Source organism: Kurthia huakuii LAM0618 (genome assembly GCF_000505545.1).
In the GTDB taxonomy this organism is placed as follows: domain Bacteria; phylum Bacillota; class Bacilli; order Bacillales_A; family Planococcaceae; genus Kurthia; species Kurthia huakuii.
Window position 1 is genome coordinate 166,975 of the sequence record NZ_AYTB01000016.1, and the last position, 14,228, is coordinate 181,202.

Below are 14,228 nucleotides of genomic sequence, written 5' to 3' on the forward strand. Positions count from 1 at the left end.
CTCCTTATTGTAAGATAAAAGATTAATTTTCAGTAACAGTTACTAAGTGTGCTACTTTTGCAATTTGACCGCGAACAGCTACGTTGTCAGCATGTTCAACAGTTTGTTGCATTTTACGTAAACCTAGAGCTTCAAGAGTTTTCTTTTGGCCAGGTTTAGAACCGATTGGGCTTTTAGTAAGGGTAATCGCTAATTTGTTTGCCATTGTCAATTTCCCTCCCTTAACCTAAAAGTTCTTCTACTGATTTACCACGAAGTTTTGCAACTTCTTCAGCTTGTTTTAATTCAGATAAACCTTGGATTGTAGCACGAACCATGTTGATTGGTGTGTTAGATCCTAAAGATTTAGATAAGATATCTGTAATACCAGCAAGTTCTAGTACGGCACGTACTGGACCACCAGCGATAACCCCTGTACCAGGAGCAGCAGGTTTAATCATGATGTTACCTGCACCGAATTTACCCATCACTAAGTGAGGAGTAGTCCCACCTACACGTGGAACTTCGATTAAGTTTTTCTTCGCATCTTCTACAGCTTTGCGAATAGCATCAGGTACTTCTTGTGCTTTACCTGTACCAAAACCTACATGGCCATTGCGATCTCCGACAACAACTAATGCAGTAAAGCGGAAACGACGTCCACCTTTAACAACTTTAGCAACGCGGTTGATAGTAACTACGCGTTCTTCAAGTTCAAGACTGTTTGCGTCAATAATGTGACCCATTGAATGTGAACCTCCTTCTTATTAAAATTCTAAACCATTTTCACGTGCAGCTTCAGCTAAAGCTTGTACGCGTCCGTGATATAAGTAACCGCCACGGTCGAATACAACCGCTTTGATGTTTTTGTCAGCAGCTTTTTTAGCGATAGCTTCGCCAACTTTTGCAGCAGCTTCAGTGTTGCCTGTAACGCCTTCAAAACCATTTTCCATAGTTGAAGCAGATACGATTGTAACACCTTGAATATCGTCAATAAGTTGAGCGTAGATGTGTTTGTTTGAACGGTAAACGTTTAAACGTGGACGTTGAGTAGTACCAGAAACTTTAGCACGTACGCGAGCATGACGTTTTTTACGAACTTGATTTTTATCTTGTTTCGTAATCACTAAAGGTCACTCCTTTCTAATGCTTAGGCAGCATTATTTACCTGTTTTACCTTCTTTACGACGAACATATTCGCCTTCATAACGAATCCCTTTACCTTTATAAGGTTCTGGAGGACGTACGTCACGGATGTTAGATGCTAATGCACCAACTTGTTCTTTAGAAATACCTTTAACGATAATTTTTGTGTTAGCAGGTACTTCGATTTCGATATCTTGACCAGGAGTAAATTCTACTGGGTGAGAATAACCAACGTTAAGAACTAATTTCTTGCCTTGCAGTTGAGCACGGTAACCTACACCAACAAGTTCTAAAGTTTTTTCGAAACCAGCAGAAACACCAGTTACCATGTTAGCTAAAAGAGCACGAGTTGTACCATGATTTGTACGGTGTTCTTTTGAGTCAGAAGGACGTACTACAGTGATTACGTTACCTTCTTGCTCGATTTTCATATCTTTGTGGAAAGCACGAACTAATTCGCCTTTCGGACCTTTAACAGTTGCTACGTTATCAGCATCTACTGTAACTGTAACGCCTGCAGGCACCTCGATGATTTTTTTACCAATACGAGACATTTCTTATTGCACCTCCATTCTTTTGTTGCTAATTACCAAACGTAAGCTAGAACTTCGCCGCCAACTTTTTTAGCGCGAGCTTCTTTATCTGTAACTAAGCCTTGTGATGTTGAAACTAGAGCGATACCTAAGCCGTTAAGAACTTTTGGCACTTCTTCAGTTTTAGCATAAACACGTAGACCTGGTTTAGAGATACGTTTTAAACCTGTGATAACACGTTCGTTATTTTGACCGTATTTTAAGAAGATACGGATAATACCTTGTTTATCATCTTCGATATACTCAACGTCACGTACGAAACCTTCACGTTTAAGAATCTCAGCGATTTCTTTTTTGATGTTAGAAGCTGGAAGCTCTAATTTTTCGTGACGTACCATGTTCGCATTACGGATGCGAGTAAGCATATCTGCAATTGGATCTGTCATAGTCATTACATTTTACCTCCTTCCCAATTTGGGGGATTACCAGCTGGCTTTTTTCACGCCAGGAATTTGTCCCTTGTAAGCAAGTTCACGGAAACAAATACGGCAAAGTTTAAATTTACGGTATACAGAGTGCGGACGACCACAGCGTTCGCAACGTGTGTATTCTTGAACATTGAATTTTTTAGCACGTTGTTGTTTAACAACCATTGATTTTTTAGCCACGTTCTAGCCCTCCTATCTTATTTTTGGAATGGCATACCGAATTGAGTTAACAACTCGCGAGCTTCTTCGTCAGAGTTCGCAGTAGTTACGATAACGATATCCATACCGCGTACTTTAGAAACTTTATCGAAATCGATTTCCGGGAAAATTAATTGTTCTTTAACACCTAAAGTGTAGTTACCGCGACCATCGAATGCTTTTTTAGAAACACCGCGGAAGTCACGTACACGTGGAAGTGAAATAGAGATTAATTTATCTAGGAAATCGTACATACGGTCACCACGAAGTGTAACTTTAGTACCGATTGGCATACCTTCACGAAGGCGGAAACCAGCGATAGATTTCTTAGCTTTAGTAACAACCGGTTTTTGACCAGCGATTAATGTTAATTCTTCAACTGCTGCATCTAGTACTTTAGAGTTTTGAACAGCGTCACCAACACCCATGTTGATTACGATTTTATCTACTTTAGGTACTTGCATAGCAGAAGTGTATTCAAATTTGCTCATTAGAGCAGATGAAACTTCATTTACATATTTTTCTTTTAGGCGGCTCATGTGTGTACCTCCCTTCTATTTTAAAAATTAGTCGATCACATTACCTGATTTTTTTGCTACACGAACTTTTTTGCCATCTTCAACTTTAAAACCTACGCGAGTCGGCTCGCCAGTTTTAGGGTCGATTAGCATTACGTTCGATACGTGGATCGCTGCTTCTTGAGAAACGATACCACCTTGTGGATTAAGTTGGTTTGGTTTCACGTGTTTTTTAACGATGTTAACACCTTCAACTAACACGCGATCTTTTTTAGGGAACGCAGATAAGATAACACCTGTTTTACCTTTATCTTTACCTGAGATAACCATTACTTTATCGCCTTTTTTAACGTGCATTATGTCGCACCTCCTTGTTGGCACTTCCTTGAAATTAAAGAACTTCCGGAGCTAATGAAACGATTTTCATGAAGTTGTCATCACGTAATTCACGTGCAACAGGTCCGAAAATACGAGTTCCGCGTGGTGATTTATCATCACGGATGATTACACATGCGTTTTCGTCAAATTTGATGTAAGTACCGTCTTTACGACGTACGCCTGATTTAGTACGTACGATAACAGCTTTTACTACTTCGCCTTTCTTGACAACGCCACCTGGTGTTGCTTTCTTAACAGTACAAACGATAACATCACCAATGTTAGCAGTTTTACGGCCAGAACCACCTAGTACTTTGATAGTTAATACTTCTTTAGCACCTGAGTTGTCGGCAACTTTTAAACGACTTTCTTGTTGAATCACTTAGGTTACCTCCCTTCGGATCTTTACTGAATAAATACCGAAATTTATTAGATAATAACCGCTTCTTCTACAACTTCAACTAAACGGAAACGTTTAGTAGCTGATAGCGGACGAGTTTCCATAATACGTACGATGTCTCCAACTTTTGCTGTGTTGTTTTCATCATGCGCTTTGAACTTTTTAGAGTATTTTACACGTTTACCGTAAAGTGAGTGTTTCTTGTATGTTTCAACTACTACTGTAATAGTTTTGTCCATTTTGTCAGAAACTACGCGGCCTGTGTAAACTTTGCGTTGATTACGCTCAGTCATGCTTGCAAACCTCCTTTATCAGTTTAATTTGCACTGATTTCTCTTTCACGAATAACAGTTTTCATACGCGCGATAGCTTTACGAACTTCGCGGATACGAGCTGTGTTTTCTAATTGACCAGTCGCTAATTGGAAGCGAAGGTTGAAAAGCTCTTCTTTCAGTGATTTTACTTTGTCTTCAATTTCAACAGTTGCAAGTTCACGGATTTCATTAGCCTTCATTAGATTCACCACCAATTTCTTCACGTTTAACAATCTTACATTTTACTGGTAATTTGTGAGCTGCTAAACGTAGTGCTTCACGAGCTACTTCTTCAGTAACGCCGCCGATTTCGAACATTACACGACCTGGTTTAACTACTGCTACCCAACCTTCAGGAGCACCTTTACCAGAACCCATACGTACTTCTAGAGGCTTTTTAGTGTAAGGTTTGTGTGGGAAAATGTTAATCCATACTTTACCGCCACGTTTTGTATAACGAGTCATAGCAATACGTGCAGCCTCAATTTGACGGTTAGTGATCCAGCTAGCTGTTTGAGCTTGTAGACCATATTCACCGAATGTTACTGTTGTGCCGCCTTTTGCTTGACCACGCATTTTGCCACGGTGTACACGACGGTATTTAACGCGTTTTGGCAATAACATAATTATTTGCCTCCTTCCACAGAGTTCTTTTTAGTTGGAAGGACTTCACCACGGTAGATCCATACTTTAACACCTAATTTACCATAAGTAGTGTCAGCTTCAGCGTGAGCATAATCAATGTCAGCGCGAAGAGTATGAAGTGGAACAGTACCTTCACTATAGTGTTCCGCACGAGCGATATCAGCGCCACCTAGACGACCAGATACTTGAGTTTTGATACCTTTAGCACCTGCACGCATAGTGCGTTGAATAGTTTGTTTTTGTGCACGACGGAATGATACACGGTTTTCTAATTGACGAGCGATATTTTCTGCTACTAAGCGAGCATCAAGATCAGCGCGTTTGATTTCAACAATGTTGATGTGTACGCGTTTGCCAGTCATGTTGTTAAGAGTTTTACGAAGTGATTCTACTTCTTGACCGCCCTTACCAATTACCATACCTGGTTTAGCTGTACTAATTGTAATATTAATACGGTTTGCAGCGCGTTCAATTTCTACTTTAGAAACTGAAGCTTCTTTTAAAGTTTCTTCGATGAATTTACGTACTTTGATATCTTCGTGAAGTAATGTTGCGTAATCTTTTTCAGCGTACCAACGAGATTCCCAATCACGAATGACACCTACACGTAAACCAATTGGATGTACTTTTTGACCCACGTATTATCCCTCCTTCTTCTCAGATACCACGATTGTAATGTGGCTTGTACGTTTGTTAATTGCGCTAGCACGTCCTTGTGCGCGTGGACGGAAGCGTTTTAATGTTGCACCTTCGTCAACAAATACTTTAGAAATAACTAGGTTGTTTACATCTAAATCATAGTTGTGCTCTGCGTTAGCGATTGCTGAGTTTAAAACTTTTTCTACTACTGGAGATGCAGCTTTAGGTGTGTGTTTTAAAATAGCGATGGCTTCACCGACTTCTTTACCTCGGATTAAGTCTACTACTAGACGTACTTTACGAGGAGCAATGCGAACTGTGCGAGCGATAGCTTTAGCTTCTTGTTGCATTAGTGTTTACCTCCTCTCTTAATTAGCGTACTTTAGTTGATTTATCGTCTCCGCCGTGACCTTTGAATGTACGTGTTGGAGCGAACTCACCTAACTTGTGTCCTACCATATCTTCAGTTACGTATACAGGAACATGTTTACGTCCGTCATACACAGCGATTGTTTCGCCGATGAAGTTCGGGAAGATTGTAGAGCGACGAGACCAAGTTTTAATAACTTGTTTCTTTTCAGAATTGTTTGATGCTTCAACCTTTTTCATAAGGTGGTCATCAATGAATGGTCCTTTTTTCAAGCTACGAGCCATTTCGGAACCTCCCTCCATGATTCAGCCACGACTCGATTGAATCGCAGCTTAATCACATTATTTTTTACGAGAACGAATGATAAATTTATTAGATTGTGCTTTTTTGTTACGAGTTTTGTAACCAAGTGCTGGTTTACCCCATGGAGTCATTGGTGATTTACGACCAACTGGAGCTTTACCTTCACCACCACCGTGTGGGTGATCGTTAGGGTTCATTACAGAACCACGAACTGTAGGACGTTTACCCATCCAACGTTTACGACCTGCTTTACCAATATGGATAAGTTCGTGTTGTTCGTTACCAACTTCACCGATTGTAGCGCGGCAAGCTGCTAAGATCATACGTACTTCACCAGATTGTAAGCGTACGATTACGTATTTATCTTCTTTACCAAGTACTTGTGCAGAAGTACCTGCAGAACGTACAAGTTGTCCACCTTTACCAGGTTTTAACTCGATGTTATGGATTGTAGTACCCATTGGAATGTTAGCAAGTGGTAATGTGTTACCTACTTTGATATCCGCACCTTCACCAGATACGATAGTCATGCCAACTACTAGACCTTTCGGAGCTAGGATGTAGCGTTTTTCACCATCAGCATAGTTAATTAATGCGATGTTTGCAGATCGGTTAGGATCGTATTCGATAGTAGCTACTTTACCTACGATACCATCTTTATTACGTTTGAAATCGATAATACGGTATTGTTTCTTGTGGCCACCACCGTTATGACGAACAGTGATTTTACCCTGGTTGTTACGACCAGCTTTGCGTTTTTTAGCAGCTAATAAAGATTTCTCTGGTTTATTAGTTGTGATTTCAGCAAAGTCAGATGACGTCATGTTACGACGGCCATTTGTGGTTGCTTTATACTTTTTAATCGCCATGTGTATTCCCTCCTTTATTAATTAAGAATGCAATCTATATTACATTTCGAATAATTCAATTTCGCCTTCAGCTAAAGTTACGATAGCTTTACGACGTTTGTTAGTTAAGCCAGTGTAACGGCCAACGCGTTTCTTTTTACCTTTGTAGTTCATGATGTTTACTTTCTCAACTTTAACACCAAAGATAGTTTCAACAGCGTCTTTAACTTCTGTTTTGTTGGCACGAGTGTCAACTTCAAATGTGTATTTTTGTTCTGCCATTTGTTCTGAAGAGCGCTCAGTGATGACAGGACGTTTTAGTACTTCACGTGCTTCCATTAACCAAGCACCTCCTCAATTTTAGCTACAGCATCTTTAGTGATAACAACTTTGTTTGCAGATACTAGATCTAGAACGTTGATACCTTCAGCTGTTAGAACAGTTACGCCTGGAATGTTACGAGCAGATAATGCTACGTTTTCATTCATATCAGCAGTAACGATAAGTGATTTAGTTGCTACTGATAAATCAGCAAGAACTTTCACGAAATCTTTAGTTTTTGGTGCATCTAAAGTTAGAGCATCAACAACTACGAAGTTTGTTTCAGCAACTTTGTTAGAAAGAGCTGATTTAAGTGCTAAGCGACGAACTTTTTTAGGAAGTTTGTATGCATAGCTACGTGGAGTTGGACCGAATACGATACCACCACCGCGCCATTGTGGAGAGCGGATAGAACCTTGACGGGCACGACCAGTACCTTTTTGACGCCATGGTTTACGACCACCACCAGAAACTTCTGAGCGACCTTTAGTTTTGTGATTACCTTGACGTAGAGAAGCGCGTTGAGCGATTACTGCGTCGAAAAGTACAGCTTCATTTGGTTCAATTCCGAAGATAGCATCGTTTAATTCGATTTCACCTACAGAAGAACCTGTTTGACTAAGTACGTTTACTTTTGTCATTCCTGTTTCCTCCTTTCTTCGGAAAATTAGTTAGCTTTAATACCAGACTTAACTGTGATTAACGCTTTTTTAGAACCAGGAACATTACCTTTAACTAATAATAAGTTGCGTTCTGCATCAACTTTTACGATTTCTAAGTTTTGGATAGTTACAACGTTGCCACCCATTTGACCAGGTAAATTCTTTTGTTTGAATACGCGGTTTGGAGCAACTGGACCCATTGAACCAGGGCGACGGTGGTAACGAGAACCGTGGGACATAGGACCACGTGATTGACCATGGCGTTTAATAACACCTTGGAAACCTTTACCTTTAGTAACACCTGTTACATCTACTACATCGCCTTCTGCGAAAATTTCAACTTTGACTTCTTGACCAATCTCGTACTCAGCTAAGTCAGCATTGCGAATTTCGCGAATGAAGCGCTTAGGAGCAGTGTTTGCTTTAGCTACGTGTCCTTTTGAAGGTTTGTTAGATAACTTTTCACGTTTATCTTCGAAACCGATTTGGATAGCTTCGTAACCATCTGTATCAACTGTTTTCTTTTGAAGAACTACGTTTGGAGTAGCTTCGATAACAGTTACAGGGATTAAATCACCGTTCTCAGCGAAGACTTGCGTCATACCGATTTTTCTACCTAAGATTCCTTTGGTCATGTGTCACACCTCCTGAGGATATTTAAAAATTATTTTTATTTTTTACCATGCATTATAGTTTGATTTCGATATCAACGCCTGATGGTAAATCTAATTTCATTAACGCGTCAACAGTTTGTGGTGTTGGGTTAACGATATCGATTAGACGTTTATGCGTACGCATTTCGAATTGCTCACGTGAATCTTTATATTTGTGGACTGCACGTAAGATTGTGTAAACTGACTTTTCAGTTGGTAGTGGAATCGGACCTGATACACCAGCACCTGAACGTTTTGCAGTTTCTACGATTTTTTCAGCAGATTGATCTAAAATACGGTGATCATATGCTTTTAAACGAATACGAATCTTTTGTTTTGCCATTATTTTCCCTCCTTTTCGCCTATTTCCTAGACAATTCTCCACGGAAATTTTCCAACCACGCGCCATGGCAATGCGGCCGGGTGTGTCGGTAACCTCCCGTTTCATCGCAGTCAAAGACCAACATTTATATTATACATAATCTACGTATTCAACGCAACAACTTTCTTTAAAAAAATTATTTGCGCTATTCTATGTGGTTCTTTTCTAAATTTTTAATTTACGTCTGCTTTTTTTAACGTTTCCTAGTATATAAAAAATTAACCAATAAGGCAACCCATTCCCCTTCAAAAATAAGAAAAACCATTTTTCTGTCAACTTACGTACAAAAAAATGGCCTTTCTTCTATAAATAATACATTTCATTATGAAAAGAACATAATCGCTACCCAACCAGAAATTAATAAGGGGATATTGAAAATGAATAGTGTTGGTATACATGTATCACGAATATGATCATGTTGCCCATCAACATTTAATCCAGCTGTAGGTCCCAATGTTGAATCAGAAGCAGGTGAACCTGCGTCACCTAATGCTCCAGCAGTTCCTATTAATGTAATAATTGCTGCGGCACTTAGACCAAAGCTTTCAGCAATTGGCACAAAAATGGATGCAATAATAGGAATCGTTGCAAAAGATGAGCCAATTCCCATATCGATAAAGAAACCTATCAACAACATAATTAAAACAGCTAACGCTTTATTATCACCAAGCATTTTTTCTGCTGCAGACACTAAGCCATCTACATCTCCAGTTGCTGTAACCACCGCAGCAAAACCGCTTGATGCAATCATAACCATACCGATAAACGCCATTAAACGCATACCATTCGTTAAAATACTGTCGGCTTCTTTCCATTTAATTGCTCCCGTAATATACAAAATCAACACACCTGTTAATGCGCCTAAAAACATTTGTCCTGATTCTAAGGGTACAAGTGCTGGAATTTGAACAAGCACTGTAGCAATTAACGCAATTATTGTTGAAATGATATTTTTCTTACTTACTTGAACGACAAGTTCACTTTTCACATTGATTTCTTGATATTTACGCGGCTTACGAAACACAAAAAATGCAATTGTTAAACCAATTAACATTCCTACTGCGGGAATCAGCATTGGTCCATATACATCAGAACGAGAAATTTCTACTCCTGCTGATGAAATATTCTCTGCTACGATACCTTGATAAACAAGTCCAAAACCGAATGGCAAACTCATATACGGTGTGATTAAACCAAATGCTAAAATACATGCAATCAAACGTCGATCAATTTCCAATATATTTAAAATCTTAATAATTGGTGGAATCAGCAAAGGAATGAATGCAATATGAATTGGGATAATATTTTGTGAAGATACCGCCATTAATACCAACACAATGAAAATAAGCGCTTTTACTAATGCAGTATTTTGTGAATCTCCTCCGCGCTTTACCAATTTTAAAATTGTTGATACTAACAATTCAGAAATACCCGTTTTTGAAATAGCGACAGCCAGACCTCCAAGCATTGCATAACTCAATGCCACTTCTGCTCCATCACCTAAACCTCCAATAAATGCCTCTAACGTTTTACTTAGTGACATCCCTGAAGTTAAACCTCCAACAAGTGCTCCAATCGCTAATGAAAAGTAAGCCCGAAATATAAAAAAACGCGCACCTTAACGGTACGCACAGCAAATAGCCGATTAGTCGAATGATTTTTGACTAAGTCGGCTATTTATTTTCTACAAGTGGCCTGAATATCTTCGGACCATGGTAGATAACGCTCTAAAATTTCTGGTTGCTGCTGAAAAGGCAGGTTCGGTAAATCTGTCATCAATTTCACCAAGTATTGATAGAAATCAATGCCATTGGCTTTAGCAGTTTCAGCAAGACTTAAACAAATGGCATTTGAATGAGCGCCTGCTTCACTGACAGAAAACAGCCAATTTTTTCGACCAATCACATTTGGACGAATCGCATTTTCTGCAGCGTTATTATCAATGGCTATATAGCCATTATCAAGGAATCGTTTTAATGCAACTTTACGATTCAATGTGTAGTCAGCAGCTTTAGCAAGTGCATTTTTTCCGAAGAACGGCGAACGATCCACCCATTCAAAAAATTCATCTACAATCGGTTTGGATTCTTGCTGACGAATTTTCACACGTTCTTCCGGTGAAAGATGCTTGATCTTACGCTCAATATGAAATAACTGATCGCAATATTGCACGCCTTTTCGACCATTGTTACTATCAGCCTTTAACCAATAGCGGCGGACATGGGCCCAACAGTTAGCGAACTGAACATCAGGCAAATGATTATAAGCTGAATAGCCATCACAAATGACGGTGCCCTTGAACCCTTGAATGAAATCTTCTAAGGTCGCACGACCACGAGACAATGCACTCTTAAACAAAATAATCACTGGGCCTTCACTTTGAACACTGCGAGCTACCCAGTTATAAGCATTTGATTGTGCTGGTCTTCCATCGGAACGCTTAAGAATTTGCGCAAAGGTTTCATCAATATGTAAAACGGATTTTGCTATTAAACGCTTTTTCATCAATTCGTACACTGGTTGCAGCCAATCTGTTGCTACACGTATTACCCAATTGGATAAATTTTTATCGTTTGTTAATAAGCCATGTCTTGACCATTCATTTACTTGACGGTAAAGTGGCAAATATTGCGCAAACTTATCATAAATAAGCTTTGCCAAAACAGTAGGCCCTGCAATACTTCTTTGAATTGCACCTTTTGGTGCTTGGCCGCGTTTAATTTGAGATTTTTTCAAAGAATCATTTTTACATAATCGACACTCATAGACATGCTCAAAGTACTGTACACGTTTTAGTGTAGCTGGTATAAATTTTGCTTCTTCTCTAACTAAGACAGAGCTAAATTCGACCATTGGTTCATGACAACAATCGCAAGATGAATCATTTGGATGATAATGAACTTCTTCAATTTCTATATGCTCTCCAAATGAATCATTACGTTTTTTATTTGTCTTTTTACGATTAACCGTATAACTAATTGTTTCGGTGCTTTTTTCTTCTGTCTGCTCAGATTCGTTAAAAGACGGATCATCCTCAAATAAAGAACCTTGCCCATCGGGCACTTGGTACTTTGATTTTTCTGATTTGGAACCGTATAAAGCTTTTGTTAATTGACGGACTTGTTCAGTCAACGCTTCAATTTGTTTAAACGATTGATCTAATTTCTGTGTTAATTCTTCATTCTGTCTGTTCGAGTGCGCTAGTTGAGTTTCTAAAAGTTGTATAATCCGTTCATTGTTCATAGAAGCGTTTTCCAAATCATTCACCACATTTCGTTCGGTATGTTGTGGATAATTATACCATTTTATACAAAGTAATTAAAAGACACCTTTTAAAGATTTTGTAATCGCCTTTGGCTGTTGTATAGATAACCCCTCTAATAGCCAGCGCAATTCTTGCTGCGAAAGGTTACGGACTTGTTGCTCATTTTTCGGCCATTGCAGACGACCTTGATCTAACCGCTTGTACAGTAAAGCAAAACCATCGCCATCAAAATAAAGACATTTATAGCGATCTTTGCTTGTACCCGAAAATAAAAAAATAGCATCGCTATATGGATCCAATTCGAATGAATCCTGAACTAAGGCCGCCAGGCCATCAATTCCTTTCCGCATATCCGTTCTGCCACAGACAATATAAATATTTTTTACCTTTGTGAAATCTGTTTTCATTTCAACACCAATCCTTTCAATACGGTTTGGACAAGGTGTGCATCTACGCCATTGAAGAAAGAGATTTCAACTGCTGCTGTTTTAATCACACAGGTTGGCTCGATTTTTTGTTGAGGCGAGGATCCCGGAGGGAGTTCTAAAGGGAGAGGATCTAAATGAACGGGGACGATAATTGGTTTGTTCGTAGACATAATAAAAGCACCTCCATTGATTGATACATTTATCGTATCGGAGATGCCTACAAGATTATATGCGTTATTTGATTACGGGCTTACAATGAAAAAACAACATTAATGCGTAAAACACTCAATACTAGCATGACTAGTACAGCAATGATTACTGCATTCATCGCTGTCACCCACTTTCTAAATTTTTAACACAATTGCATAAAAAAAACGTATGTAGCGTGCACGCTACATACGTTTTTATAAGAAAGCTTGTTAAATCAATCTAGTTAAAGAGAGAATTAAGCTTTTTCGATGTTAGAAACAACACCTGAACCAACTGTACGGCCGCCTTCACGGATTGAGAAACGAGTACCGTCTTCAATAGCGATTGGGTGGATAAGTTCGATGTTCATTTTAGTGTTATCGCCAGGCATTACCATTTCAGTACCTTCTGGTAACGTGATTACACCAGTTACGTCAGTAGTACGGAAGTAGAATTGTGGACGGTAGTTAGAGAAGAATGGCGTATGACGGCCACCCTCTTCTTTTGATAACACGTAAACTTCAGCAGAGAATTTAGTGTGAGGTGTGATTGTACCTGGTTTAGCTAATACTTGACCACGTTGGATATCTTCACGAGCAACACCACGTAATAAAGCACCGATGTTATCGCCAGCTTCAGCGTAATCTAATAATTTACGGAACATTTCAACACCTGTTACAGTTGTTTGAGCAGTTTCTTCAGTAATACCAACGATATCAACAACATCGCCGACTTTAACTTGACCACGTTCAACACGGCCAGTTGCTACTGTACCACGACCAGTGATAGAGAATACATCCTCTACTGGCATCATGAATGGTTTGTCAGTTTGACGTTCTGGAGTTGGAATGTAAGAATCTACAGCGTCCATTAATTCAACGATTGCATTTTCCCATTTTTCTTCGCCTTCTAAAGCTTTAAGAGCAGAACCTTTGATTACAGGAACATCATCGCCAGGGAAGTCGTATTCTGATAATAAGTCACGTACTTCCATTTCAACTAATTCAAGTAATTCTTCATCGTCTACCATATCACATTTGTTTAAGAAAACAACGATGTAAGGTACACCTACGTTACGAGATAAAAGGATGTGTTCACGAGTTTGTGGCATTGGACCATCAGCAGCAGATACTACTAAGATAGCGCCGTCCATTTGTGCAGCACCAGTGATCATGTTTTTAACGTAATCGGCGTGTCCTGGGCAGTCAACGTGAGCGTAGTGACGAGTGTCAGTTTCATATTCGATATGAGAAGTGTTGATAGTGATACCGCGTTCTTTTTCTTCTGGAGCGTTATCGATATCAGCGTATGATTTTGCAGTACCGCCTTGTTTTTTAGCAAGAACTGTAGCGATTGCAGCAGTTAGAGTTGTTTTACCATGGTCAACGTGTCCGATTGTACCAATGTTAGCATGCGTTTTAGAACGGTCGAATTTTTCTTTAGCCATTTTAAATGTGCCTCCTAGGGTTTAAAAAGTTTTATTAGTAATAAGTTTTATTAGATATATCTTTTAGAAGAACGGGCCCTGTTCTTCTGCCAAGACATAGCTTACATGTTATTTATACTTGA

General features: G+C 39.2%; 25 protein-coding genes. All 25 read right to left on the reverse strand.

Going from position 1 to position 14,228, the window contains the following annotated elements; translation table 11 throughout:
• Window positions 1-22: 22 nt before the first annotated feature.
• The 25 genes from rpmD to tuf all read right to left on the reverse strand — a co-directional run bounded on the left by rpmD (window position 23) and on the right by tuf (window position 14,106).
• Entirely contained in the window at window positions 23-205 is a 183-nt protein-coding gene (gene rpmD, locus V514_RS0114320; protein WP_029500580.1) for a 50S ribosomal protein L30, read from the reverse strand.
• 16 nt (window positions 206-221) lie between these two features.
• Entirely contained in the window at window positions 222-725 is a 504-nt protein-coding gene (gene rpsE / locus V514_RS0114325) for a 30S ribosomal protein S5 (RefSeq protein WP_029500581.1), read from the reverse strand.
• Window positions 726-746: 21 nt separating this feature from the next.
• Entirely contained in the window at window positions 747-1,106 is a 360-nt protein-coding gene (gene rplR, locus V514_RS0114330; RefSeq protein ID WP_029500582.1) for a 50S ribosomal protein L18, read from the reverse strand.
• A 33-nt stretch (window positions 1,107-1,139) separates the two neighbouring features.
• Complete coding sequence (gene rplF / locus V514_RS0114335) at window positions 1,140-1,679, reverse strand: 50S ribosomal protein L6 (protein ID WP_029500583.1); 540 nt, start codon at window positions 1,677-1,679, stop codon at window positions 1,140-1,142.
• Between the two features lie 32 nt (window positions 1,680-1,711).
• Window positions 1,712-2,110: a 30S ribosomal protein S8 gene (gene rpsH, locus V514_RS0114340; protein WP_029500584.1), complete on the reverse strand. Its 399-nt coding sequence runs from the start codon at window positions 2,108-2,110 to the stop codon at window positions 1,712-1,714.
• Window positions 2,111-2,140: 30 nt separating this feature from the next.
• A complete protein-coding gene (locus V514_RS0114345) occupies window positions 2,141-2,326 on the reverse strand; it encodes a type Z 30S ribosomal protein S14 (RefSeq protein WP_029500585.1) in 186 nt (61 codons plus the stop codon).
• A 17-nt stretch (window positions 2,327-2,343) separates the two neighbouring features.
• Window positions 2,344-2,883, reverse strand: coding sequence for a 50S ribosomal protein L5 (gene rplE / locus V514_RS0114350; RefSeq protein WP_029500586.1), 540 nt, complete (start codon window positions 2,881-2,883; stop codon window positions 2,344-2,346).
• A 27-nt stretch (window positions 2,884-2,910) separates the two neighbouring features.
• Complete coding sequence (gene rplX / locus V514_RS0114355) at window positions 2,911-3,219, reverse strand: 50S ribosomal protein L24 (protein WP_029500587.1); 309 nt, start codon at window positions 3,217-3,219, stop codon at window positions 2,911-2,913.
• A 34-nt stretch (window positions 3,220-3,253) separates the two neighbouring features.
• A complete protein-coding gene (rplN, locus tag V514_RS0114360) occupies window positions 3,254-3,622 on the reverse strand; it encodes a 50S ribosomal protein L14 (protein WP_029500588.1) in 369 nt (122 codons plus the stop codon).
• A gap of 47 nt (window positions 3,623-3,669) precedes the next feature.
• Window positions 3,670-3,933, reverse strand: a complete 264-nt coding sequence (gene rpsQ, locus V514_RS0114365) for a 30S ribosomal protein S17 (RefSeq protein ID WP_010290404.1) — start codon at window positions 3,931-3,933, stop codon at window positions 3,670-3,672.
• A gap of 23 nt (window positions 3,934-3,956) precedes the next feature.
• The gene (rpmC, locus tag V514_RS0114370; protein WP_029500589.1) at window positions 3,957-4,154 is read right to left on the reverse strand and encodes a 50S ribosomal protein L29; all 198 of its coding nucleotides are present in this window, start codon (window positions 4,152-4,154) and stop codon (window positions 3,957-3,959) included.
• Window positions 4,144-4,578, reverse strand: coding sequence for a 50S ribosomal protein L16 (gene rplP / locus V514_RS0114375; protein WP_029500590.1), 435 nt, complete (start codon window positions 4,576-4,578; stop codon window positions 4,144-4,146). Before rplP ends, rpmC begins: the two co-directional genes overlap by 11 nt.
• Before the next feature lie 2 nt (window positions 4,579-4,580).
• Window positions 4,581-5,237, reverse strand: coding sequence for a 30S ribosomal protein S3 (gene rpsC, locus V514_RS0114380; protein ID WP_029500591.1), 657 nt, complete (start codon window positions 5,235-5,237; stop codon window positions 4,581-4,583).
• A 3-nt stretch (window positions 5,238-5,240) separates the two neighbouring features.
• Window positions 5,241-5,588 (reverse strand): 50S ribosomal protein L22, encoded by a 348-nt coding sequence (gene rplV, locus V514_RS0114385; RefSeq protein WP_029500592.1) that lies wholly within the window; start codon window positions 5,586-5,588, stop codon window positions 5,241-5,243.
• Between the two features lie 22 nt (window positions 5,589-5,610).
• Window positions 5,611-5,892 (reverse strand): 30S ribosomal protein S19, encoded by a 282-nt coding sequence (gene rpsS, locus V514_RS0114390; RefSeq protein ID WP_029500593.1) that lies wholly within the window; start codon window positions 5,890-5,892, stop codon window positions 5,611-5,613.
• Between the two features lie 57 nt (window positions 5,893-5,949).
• Window positions 5,950-6,780, reverse strand: coding sequence for a 50S ribosomal protein L2 (gene rplB / locus V514_RS0114395; protein ID WP_029500594.1), 831 nt, complete (start codon window positions 6,778-6,780; stop codon window positions 5,950-5,952).
• 39 nt (window positions 6,781-6,819) lie between these two features.
• A complete protein-coding gene (rplW, locus tag V514_RS0114400) occupies window positions 6,820-7,098 on the reverse strand; it encodes a 50S ribosomal protein L23 (RefSeq protein WP_029500595.1) in 279 nt (92 codons plus the stop codon).
• A complete protein-coding gene (rplD, locus tag V514_RS0114405; protein WP_029500596.1) occupies window positions 7,098-7,721 on the reverse strand; it encodes a 50S ribosomal protein L4 in 624 nt (207 codons plus the stop codon). Before rplD ends, rplW begins: the two co-directional genes overlap by 1 nt.
• Window positions 7,722-7,747: 26 nt before the next feature.
• Window positions 7,748-8,377, reverse strand: a complete 630-nt coding sequence (gene rplC / locus V514_RS0114410) for a 50S ribosomal protein L3 (RefSeq protein ID WP_029500597.1) — start codon at window positions 8,375-8,377, stop codon at window positions 7,748-7,750.
• Window positions 8,378-8,429: 52 nt separating this feature from the next.
• Window positions 8,430-8,738 carry a 30S ribosomal protein S10 gene (gene rpsJ / locus V514_RS0114415; RefSeq protein ID WP_029500598.1) on the reverse strand — a complete coding sequence of 103 codons (309 nt, stop codon included), beginning with the start codon at window positions 8,736-8,738 and terminating at the stop codon, window positions 8,430-8,432.
• A 361-nt stretch (window positions 8,739-9,099) separates the two neighbouring features.
• On the reverse strand, window positions 9,100-10,380 hold the full coding sequence (locus V514_RS0114420; RefSeq protein WP_051392481.1) for a Na+/H+ antiporter family protein: 1,281 nt from the start codon (window positions 10,378-10,380) through the stop codon (window positions 9,100-9,102).
• A 74-nt stretch (window positions 10,381-10,454) separates the two neighbouring features.
• Window positions 10,455-12,035, reverse strand: a complete 1,581-nt coding sequence (tnpC, locus tag V514_RS0114425) for an IS66 family transposase (protein ID WP_029499883.1) — start codon at window positions 12,033-12,035, stop codon at window positions 10,455-10,457.
• 60 nt (window positions 12,036-12,095) lie between these two features.
• Entirely contained in the window at window positions 12,096-12,449 is a 354-nt protein-coding gene (gene tnpB, locus V514_RS0114430; RefSeq protein WP_029499882.1) for an IS66 family insertion sequence element accessory protein TnpB, read from the reverse strand.
• Window positions 12,446-12,640: a hypothetical protein gene (locus V514_RS0114435; protein ID WP_029497974.1), complete on the reverse strand. Its 195-nt coding sequence runs from the start codon at window positions 12,638-12,640 to the stop codon at window positions 12,446-12,448. The genes tnpB and V514_RS0114435 overlap by 4 nt, the downstream gene beginning before the upstream one ends.
• A gap of 275 nt (window positions 12,641-12,915) precedes the next feature.
• Window positions 12,916-14,106 carry an elongation factor Tu gene (gene tuf / locus V514_RS0114440; RefSeq protein WP_029500600.1) on the reverse strand — a complete coding sequence of 397 codons (1,191 nt, stop codon included), beginning with the start codon at window positions 14,104-14,106 and terminating at the stop codon, window positions 12,916-12,918.
• Between the last annotated feature and the right edge of the window lie 122 nt (window positions 14,107-14,228).

What these genes read in the sequence shown, in the direction of transcription:
- rpmD (WP_029500580.1), bottom strand. Translation starts at nt 205, where the DNA reads ATGGCAAACAAATTAGCGATTACCCTTACTAAAAGCCCAATCGGTTCT.
- rpsE (WP_029500581.1), bottom strand. Translation starts at nt 725, where the DNA reads ATGGGTCACATTATTGACGCAAACAGTCTTGAACTTGAAGAACGCGTA.
- rplF (WP_029500583.1), bottom strand. Translation starts at nt 1,679, where the DNA reads ATGTCTCGTATTGGTAAAAAAATCATCGAGGTGCCTGCAGGCGTTACA.
- rpsH (WP_029500584.1), bottom strand. Translation starts at nt 2,110, where the DNA reads ATGACTATGACAGATCCAATTGCAGATATGCTTACTCGCATCCGTAAT.
- rplE (WP_029500586.1), bottom strand. Translation starts at nt 2,883, where the DNA reads ATGAGCCGCCTAAAAGAAAAATATGTAAATGAAGTTTCATCTGCTCTA.
- rplX (WP_029500587.1), bottom strand. Translation starts at nt 3,219, where the DNA reads ATGCACGTTAAAAAAGGCGATAAAGTAATGGTTATCTCAGGTAAAGAT.
- rpsQ (WP_010290404.1), bottom strand. Translation starts at nt 3,933, where the DNA reads ATGACTGAGCGTAATCAACGCAAAGTTTACACAGGCCGCGTAGTTTCT.
- rpmC (WP_029500589.1), bottom strand. Translation starts at nt 4,154, where the DNA reads ATGAAGGCTAATGAAATCCGTGAACTTGCAACTGTTGAAATTGAAGAC.
- rplP (WP_029500590.1), bottom strand. Translation starts at nt 4,578, where the DNA reads ATGTTATTGCCAAAACGCGTTAAATACCGTCGTGTACACCGTGGCAAA.
- rplV (WP_029500592.1), bottom strand. Translation starts at nt 5,588, where the DNA reads ATGCAACAAGAAGCTAAAGCTATCGCTCGCACAGTTCGCATTGCTCCT.
- rpsS (WP_029500593.1), bottom strand. Translation starts at nt 5,892, where the DNA reads ATGGCTCGTAGCTTGAAAAAAGGACCATTCATTGATGACCACCTTATG.
- rplB (WP_029500594.1), bottom strand. Translation starts at nt 6,780, where the DNA reads ATGGCGATTAAAAAGTATAAAGCAACCACAAATGGCCGTCGTAACATG.
- rplW (WP_029500595.1), bottom strand. Translation starts at nt 7,098, where the DNA reads ATGGAAGCACGTGAAGTACTAAAACGTCCTGTCATCACTGAGCGCTCT.
- rplD (WP_029500596.1), bottom strand. Translation starts at nt 7,721, where the DNA reads ATGACAAAAGTAAACGTACTTAGTCAAACAGGTTCTTCTGTAGGTGAA.
- rplC (WP_029500597.1), bottom strand. Translation starts at nt 8,377, where the DNA reads ATGACCAAAGGAATCTTAGGTAGAAAAATCGGTATGACGCAAGTCTTC.
- rpsJ (WP_029500598.1), bottom strand. Translation starts at nt 8,738, where the DNA reads ATGGCAAAACAAAAGATTCGTATTCGTTTAAAAGCATATGATCACCGT.
- tnpB (WP_029499882.1), bottom strand. Translation starts at nt 12,449, where the DNA reads ATGAAAACAGATTTCACAAAGGTAAAAAATATTTATATTGTCTGTGGC.
- V514_RS0114435 (WP_029497974.1), bottom strand. Translation starts at nt 12,640, where the DNA reads ATGTCTACGAACAAACCAATTATCGTCCCCGTTCATTTAGATCCTCTC.
- tuf (WP_029500600.1), bottom strand. Translation starts at nt 14,106, where the DNA reads ATGGCTAAAGAAAAATTCGACCGTTCTAAAACGCATGCTAACATTGGT.